General features: G+C 44.0%; 6 protein-coding genes and 1 pseudogene. 3 read left to right on the top strand and 4 right to left on the bottom strand.

What is annotated here, in order from left to right; all coding sequences use genetic code 11:
- Window positions 1–142: 142 nt before the first annotated feature.
- Window positions 143–835 (bottom strand): 2-C-methyl-D-erythritol 4-phosphate cytidylyltransferase, encoded by a 693-nt coding sequence (ispD, locus tag QUB08_RS21915; RefSeq protein ID WP_333227065.1) that lies wholly within the window; start codon window positions 833–835, stop codon window positions 143–145.
- 172 nt (window positions 836–1,007) lie between these two features.
- Here ispD and QUB08_RS21910 point away from each other — a divergent pair, with 172 nt between their 5' ends.
- Window positions 1,008–1,970: a glycosyltransferase family 9 protein gene (locus QUB08_RS21910; RefSeq protein ID WP_333227091.1), complete on the top strand. Its 963-nt coding sequence runs from the start codon at window positions 1,008–1,010 to the stop codon at window positions 1,968–1,970.
- Window positions 1,971–2,217: 247 nt separating this feature from the next.
- Here QUB08_RS21910 and QUB08_RS21905 read toward each other — a convergent pair whose 3' ends face one another.
- From QUB08_RS21905 to QUB08_RS21895, 3 genes are all read right to left on the bottom strand, one after another.
- On the bottom strand, window positions 2,218–2,934 hold the full coding sequence (locus QUB08_RS21905; RefSeq protein WP_445300944.1) for a response regulator transcription factor: 717 nt from the start codon (window positions 2,932–2,934) through the stop codon (window positions 2,218–2,220).
- Between the two features lie 57 nt (window positions 2,935–2,991).
- Window positions 2,992–3,621: an ATP-binding protein gene (locus QUB08_RS21900; RefSeq protein ID WP_333227061.1), complete on the bottom strand. Its 630-nt coding sequence runs from the start codon at window positions 3,619–3,621 to the stop codon at window positions 2,992–2,994.
- Window positions 3,622–3,826: 205 nt separating this feature from the next.
- On the bottom strand, window positions 3,827–4,453 hold the full coding sequence (locus tag QUB08_RS21895; protein WP_333227059.1) for an ATP-binding protein: 627 nt from the start codon (window positions 4,451–4,453) through the stop codon (window positions 3,827–3,829).
- Between the two features lie 293 nt (window positions 4,454–4,746).
- Here QUB08_RS21895 and QUB08_RS21890 point away from each other — a divergent pair, with 293 nt between their 5' ends.
- Complete coding sequence (locus tag QUB08_RS21890) at window positions 4,747–6,189, top strand: NACHT domain-containing protein (protein WP_333227057.1); 1,443 nt, start codon at window positions 4,747–4,749, stop codon at window positions 6,187–6,189.
- Window position 6,190: 1 nt separating this feature from the next.
- Window positions 6,191–7,072 (top strand): annotated as a pseudogene (locus tag QUB08_RS21885) (WD40 repeat domain-containing protein); the annotation flags it as partial.

Raw genomic sequence — 7,072 nt, 5'->3', positions numbered from 1 at the left:
TATTCTTGAACAGGCAAGATGCCTGTTCCACAATTAACCCAGCATCATCATTATTGAACAGGCAAGATGCCTGTTCCACAACTAACAAATTATGGATTGTGGAACGGGCAAGATGCCCGTTCTTAAAAATACTCAACAAATTCTATTTACTCTTATCTGTTCTCTGCCGCAAAATAAATTCAGCTAGGGCCAAATCTACGGGCGTTGTGACTTTCAAATTCGTCTCTTCTCCCTCCACAATTCGGACTGGTAAACCGCATTTTTCAAACAAAGCTGCATCGTCGGTCACTTCCCAACCTTTTTGTCGCCCTGCTTCGTGACACTGCTTTAACAATTTAACTTCAAATCCTTGGGGAGTCTGGGCCGCCCACAAATTGCTTCTGTCAGGGGTGTCTCGCACGATCCGACGCTCATCTACGACCTTAATCGTATCCTTGACCGGGATGGCGACAATCAAGCCCGGACAGGTCAAGAGGGCCTCGGCAGATCGATCGAACAATTCAGCAGTTGCCAAACATCGGGCTCCGTCGTGAATCAACACTCGATCGGCATCCTCCGGCAAAGCCTGCAAACCGTTGTAAACTGACTCTTGGCGGGTGGCGCCTCCTTTAATCAGTTCCACGGGCTTAACCAAAGATAAATCGCTCAGAATGGCTTTAAAATCAGGAAAATCGTCTGGCTGGCCCATGATGCCAATCCAGCTAATGTGCTGCGAAGCTTCAGCCGCAGCCAAAGTCCAACTCAGCAAAGGTTTAGAGAGCAAAGTCAGCAGCAGTTTGTTCCGCTGACTCCCCATCCGTCGCCCCGAACCCGCTGCAGGAATTAATAAGTGCATTTACTAACCGTTTTTAACCCAACTAGATATATATAATAAGAGCGTCCTGTACTTTTGAGTCAGTTGTTTAGCTGTCAGCCAGTAGCTTTTAAGGTCTAGAAATACTATAAGCTGATAGTTGAGAGCCGATCTCTGAGAGCTACCTCGATCAATAATAGCCCGATCGTTTATGATGCGAATACTAGCACTTGTCCCTGGCGGGATTGGCGACCAAATTTTATTTTTCCCCACTCTTGATGACCTCAAGCAGTCTTATCCCGACGCGCAAATTGATGTCATCGTGGAACCGAGGGCAAAGGGTGCTTACCGAGTCTGCAAGTCCGTCAAAGAAGTCTTGACTTACAATTTCAAAGACCGCAACGCTATGGCAGATTTGGGCAATTTACTGGGCGTAATTCGCGATCGCGAATACGAAGCAGTTATTTCCCTAGGCCAGCGGTGGACTGTAGGGCTGCTGCTGTGGCTGACCGGCATTCCGAAGAGAGTTGGCTATTCGGGAACCAACGGTGCTCGATTTCTCACCGCTGCGATACCGCTGAAAACTGAACAGTACGCGGCTTCAATGTACCACGATTTGCTGCAAGGATTTAACCTTAAAAATCCTTGTCCGCCAGTGGCAATTAATGTACCTAAACAGGACATTCAGTGGGCAGAATCCGAACAACAGCGGTTGGGCGTAAAAGAAAGCGGCTACATTCTAATTCACGGCGGTTCGAGTCAATTAGCTGTGTCTAAAGGTATTGACAAAATTTACCCTACAGACAACTGGAAGCAAATAATTGAAGATTGTCAGCAGCGGCAGCCGAATTTGCCCGTTGTTGTTGTGAAAGGGCCCGAAGATGCAGACTTCGTGGCAAAGTTAGTCGAGTTATGTCCGAATGTAAAAGTTATCTCGCCGGATGATGTCGGCAAGTTGGCGGCGACAATTGCTGCTGCTAATTTGATGATATGTACTGACAGTGCGCCGATGCACTTAGCTGTGGCGGTTCAAACTTATACAATAGCTTTGTTCGGCCCAACTGAACCGGCGAAATTGTTGCCAAAGAGCGATCGATTTTTGGGCATTAAATCTCCTACTGGCAAAATGGCGGACATCTCTCCTCAAGAGGTTTTGAAGAAGGTTTGGGGCGGCTAAAAACTAGGATATCTAAGTCAGGACACGGCAGTGCCGTGTCCCTACAATTTAGCAGGTTTCCAGGCCCGAGGACGAGGAAAGTAGTCGAGGATCTAAAACTCGATGTTAGTCTTCCAAATCATCCATCATCTGCTGCAACCTAGATTCCGCACTCTCAACTTTCACCATCGGTGTTTACCTATTTTTATCAAGCAATAAAGCTCTAAATTAGACGTTTTGTTTTATAACGTGGTTAATGCCGATGATCTTAGGAAATTGCCATTGTAGTGCGCGAGGGCGGATCGAACCTGTAACCGTAACCCCGAATAGTTTTAATAAACTGCGATCCACTAGCATCAGCTTGAATCATTTTCTTGCGAATCTGACCGATATGTACGCTAACAACGTTCTCTTCTCCTGTGTCGTTGCAGTTCCACCCCCAGATTTTTTCGATTAGCTGTTGGCGACTCCAAGATTGACCGGAATGACTTGCCAAAAAATATAATATCTTAAATTCCAAGGCTGTTAACTTGACAATGCGATCGTTGAGTGTTGCTTCCCGACGCGCTGAATCGATCGCGAATCGATCGAATACAATACGTGAGGGAGTGACAGGCCTCATCCGTCTCAACACAACTTCTATACGAATTGCCAACTCTGCCAAACCAAAGGGTTTGCAGATATAGTCATCAGCACCTGCAGACAGGACTTTAAGTTTATCAGCTTCGTCCGTGCGGCTGCTTAGCATTACCACAAAAACATTAGTCCGGCGCTGCATTTCCTGGCAGAGGTGATAGCCTGTAGTATCCGGCAAATTCCAATCGAGAACTACTAGCAGTGGCTTTAATTTTTCAAACAATGCTAAAGCCGTCTCGCCATCTGCTGCCGAATCTACTTGATATTTCTGATTTAAAAAACGATGAACTAGAGTGCGGATGGATGGGTCATCGTCCACAACGAGAATCTTGGGAGTAGTGCCAGTAATTATCACAAAAAAGTTTCTTTCAGTTGTCAATAGACGGGTGGCAATTTCAGAACAGCTTTAGTGAAGAGTAAAGCCCAAGTCGTTCCAACTAAACAGAGTTTTTTCGGGCAATTCTTCTTTCAGCTTAGTCTTGAGCTCAAAAGGCTTGCCCCAATCCCATATTTCGATCTCTAGGCGTTCGTTAAATACTGCGATCGCCAGCTCGATTTTCGGAGTTCCCACTGACAGATTTTGGTGGGCGTGGCGAACAGCATGGGCAAAACCCTCGATCGCAGCAAGTTTACAAAGCTGCAAAACTGCTTCGGGAATGGGTAGAAGCTCTAACTGCTCGACCCACCATAAAACTTGAGTAACCGCCTGGAGCTCGCTATTTACTTGAAGCTTAAATTTGTGAAGTGGCGGGTTATAACTTCGAGCGGATTGGGGATTTCGTTGCTCTTGAAGCCAGTTAAAACTGTGTAAGACATCGATCGCACGCTTAAAAAAACCAGCTTGAGGGCTAGGTTGGGGTGGTACTAAAGCTGGCTGAAAGTATTTTACAATTAACAGACAGTTTCGACCAGCAGATGTGCGGGTATAACTTAGCTCATCGGCAATTTTGCCAATAAGTTTTATACCTATTTTTCCTATTTCATCGATTTCGCTAAAATCTTCGTCACGGTGCGAATTTTCTAAGTTAGAGTTCATAACGCTTTTCTCTGCTAAATATTGAGCTTTTTTGTTTCGACAGATATCCTACTGAAGCAAAAAGGGAGAATGGAGGGCAGACAAGGTGAGTTTTAATTTGCAATCTGCCATGATTTTTAGGGCAAATCTGGCAGGAGATTAAAACCTATCGGTACTAGTCAGGCCGAACTAATTAAAGAATGATTTGCAGATATAGTCATCTTTGCTAAAACATAAATTCTAGCTCTTTTAAACCGAACGGCTCTTTTGTTGGCGATTGGTCAATTTTAACTTTGCTGGGAAAATTAAGAGGCTTTCCCCAATCCCAAATTTGAATTTCTATGCGTTCGTTAAAAACGGCGATCGCAAGATCGATCGGAGTGTTCGAGGGCATATTTTTGTGATGGTGAATAGCATTTATAAACCCCTCGACTGTCGCAAGTTTACAAAGCTGCAAAACTTCTTCGGGAAGTGGTAGATTCTCTAACTGTTCGACCCACCATAAAACTTGAGTGACAGTGGCAATGTCACTATTGAGTTGAAGAGTAATTTTTTGCAGTGGCTGGTTAGAACTGCGATCGGATTGGCTAGTTTTTTGCTCTTTCAGCCAGTTGAAAATGTTTAAAGTATCGGTCGCTCGCTTAAAACAATCAGCTTGAGTGCTAGGGTGAGGTAGTACAGGCTGAAAATATTTTACAATTAACAGACAGTTGCGACGGTCAGAAGTGTGGGTATAACTAAGCTCATCGGCAATTTGGCTAATAATTTTTATACCTATCCCAAGTGATGGGATTTCATCCATTTTTCTAAAATCTTCGTCACCGTGCGAGTTGCCGAATAAGTTCAAATTCATTTGACTGACCTCTCTTGTTTATCAATAACTGCTTGTCTGTGTTCTGCTCAAATCATGGCATCACTTTAATTAAGTGAAGTTGACCAGAGGTATAAACTTAGGTCTATTAGAGGTCGGTATAATCAAAGTATAGTCAAGGTATAATTAAACTACTCTCATGCAGAGTCCCGATTCTTCGCAAGGCTCAGGAGTGGGAAGCATCCTAGCCGTCTAAGAGCTCCTTGGCCAGGCTCAGGATGATTTAAGTGCATGATGCGTAAGTTGTAATAAAGTTAAATGAGGGGTTAACCTAGATGGATTGGCAAGAATTGCTTACAGGCGAATCTGGGACACATGGATTATCGATGGAACAAACAGAAACATTATTAGCAGCACTCTTTTCTCCTGAAAGAGCACCCCTCAATCAGGCACAGCTTTCAGTAAAATTCAGCATAACAGAAGCTGCTGTAACACAGCGACTGGGAGAGATTTACAAGAAATTTTCAAAGAGTTTCCCTGAACTTTCTGACCAACAAGGTGCAGGGAAGTTGAAGATTATGCATACTAAATTAAAACAGAAGTATTATCAACCATCACAACCAGTAGTTGCCACCCAAGCTTGTAACTCATCTCCCTACCCTGAAGAATTTAGATCGTTAATAGAAGAAAAAATTCGGAGGTTTTGCGGCCGCCAATTTGTTTTTGATACTTTTCAGCAATTTATCACCGACAATCCTCACGGTTATTTTACGATCGTCGGGGATGCGGGAATGGGCAAAAGCTCGATCGTTGCCAAATACGTCTCTGAACATAAATCTCCCTGCTATTTCAATATTCTCGTCGAAGGTCGCAACCGACCAGAATTGTTTTTGAAGAGCATTCGCCGGCAATTAATTGACCGCTATCAATTGCCAAGTTCAGAAGACGCCGATTTACCAACTTTACTGGCAAAGGTCGCGGGAAAACTCACGGCGGGCGAACGTTTGGTAATTGCAATTGATGCACTGGATGAAGTCGAACAACAACCGGGAGAAAATCTTTTACATTTACCCACCTCTCTGCCCAATAACGTATATTTCTTGCTGACGAGGCGACCCTATAACCTCGGTCAAAAGCGGCTGTCCGTATCCCCGGGAGTTCCAGTAAAAGAGTTAGATTTAAGAGACAGCGAGTATGTTAATTTCAATCAGGATGATATCAAAGAGTATATTCGGTATCTGATAAATACTGATGCTGAGTATAAAGATAAACTGAGAAACTGGATTCAAACCCGCAGCATTCCCGATCTAATTTTTGTCGAGCAAGTGGCAAACAAGAGCGAAAATAATTTTATGTATTTGCGGTATGTTTTACCAGCAATTGCTAATGGCGATTACAATGACTTGGATTTAAAGCAATTGCCAAAGGGGCTGCAAGAGTATTATCAAAACCATTGGGTGCGGATGGGGATGGATGCTAAGCCAGGGCAATTGATGGAGAATGTCTTGTATATTTTACTAGAGATTGGCACGCCGATTCCCTGCGAAATGATTGCTGGAATTGCCAAGGTAGATGAATGCGATGTGGGAAAGGTTTTAGAAGATGAGTGGGTTGAGTATTTAAAAAAGCAGAATCTAGAAGGAGAAATCTGCTATACCATCTATCATGCTAGTTTCCTTGACTTTCTGAAAGGCAAACGGGAGATGGATTCAAAGCGGAAGATTTTTAAAGAAGTAAATCAACGGATTGCTGAGTATTTAGAAGAGGGGTTGGGGTGAAATGGGAGAATTTGCTGACAAGTTAGCGGCCAAACCACTTTCCTATCAACGTGCTTATCTGGGCAGCTTACTGCCAAATTATGTCAAGTCAGGGAATTTAGAAAAGTATTATCAAAGACTGACAGATTTTAACTTTCTGATGGCAAAGATTCAGCATCCTGAATTTGGGGTGGAGGCACTGATTGATGATTTCAATTTAGTTGACGATTCAGAAGCAGTAACTCACCCAGAGTACAACCCAGAAACAGCGAAAGCCCTGGACTTGATTCAAGCGGTACTGTGGATGTCAGCCGATATTTTGGAGCGAGATAAAAGGCAACTGGCAGGGCAATTGTTAGGGCGCTTACTGTACTTTGAAATACCAGAGATTCAGGCAATGCTGGAAGTAGCCAAGCAGTGGAAAGCAGCACCTTGGTTGCGTCCTTTGACACCATGTTTTACTCCCCCTTGCAGGGGACTACTACGCACCCTCGAAGGTCACAGCAACTCGGTAAATGCAGTCGCGGTCACTACTGATGGCAAGCGGGCAATTTCTGGTTCAGGAGACACCACCATCAAAGTCTGGGATTTAACAACTGGAAAGGAAGAATTTACTCTCACTGGTCACAGCAAATCAGTAGGCGCAGTAACCGTCACTGCTGATGGGAAGCGGGCAATTTCTGGTTCAGATGACGACAGCATCAAAGTCTGGGATTTAACAACTGGAAAAGAAGTATTTACTCTCACTGGTCACAGCAAATCAGTATATTCAGTTACCGTCACTGCTGATGGGAAGCGGGCAATTTCTGGTTCTTTGGACAAAACCCTCAAAGTCTGGGATTTAACAACTGGAAAAGAAGTATTTACTCTCACTGGTCACAGCAAATCAGTATATTCAGTTACC

The sequence above is a fragment of the Microcoleus sp. BR0-C5 genome (assembly GCF_036705045.1).
Taxonomy (GTDB): Bacteria; Cyanobacteriota; Cyanobacteriia; order Cyanobacteriales; family Microcoleaceae; genus Microcoleus.
Note: the sequence above shows the minus strand (reverse complement) of the source record. Positions and strands in the feature narration are given on the sequence as shown.

Bases quoted from the DNA above. Each gene is read 5' to 3' on its own strand.
- ispD (WP_333227065.1), bottom strand. From the start codon at position 835: ATGCACTTATTAATTCCTGCAGCGGGTTCGGGGCGACGGATGGGGAGT.
- QUB08_RS21910 (WP_333227091.1), top strand. From the start codon at position 1,008: ATGCGAATACTAGCACTTGTCCCTGGCGGGATTGGCGACCAAATTTTA.
- QUB08_RS21900 (WP_333227061.1), bottom strand. From the start codon at position 3,621: ATGAACTCTAACTTAGAAAATTCGCACCGTGACGAAGATTTTAGCGAA.
- QUB08_RS21895 (WP_333227059.1), bottom strand. From the start codon at position 4,453: ATGAATTTGAACTTATTCGGCAACTCGCACGGTGACGAAGATTTTAGA.
- QUB08_RS21890 (WP_333227057.1), top strand. From the start codon at position 4,747: ATGGATTGGCAAGAATTGCTTACAGGCGAATCTGGGACACATGGATTA.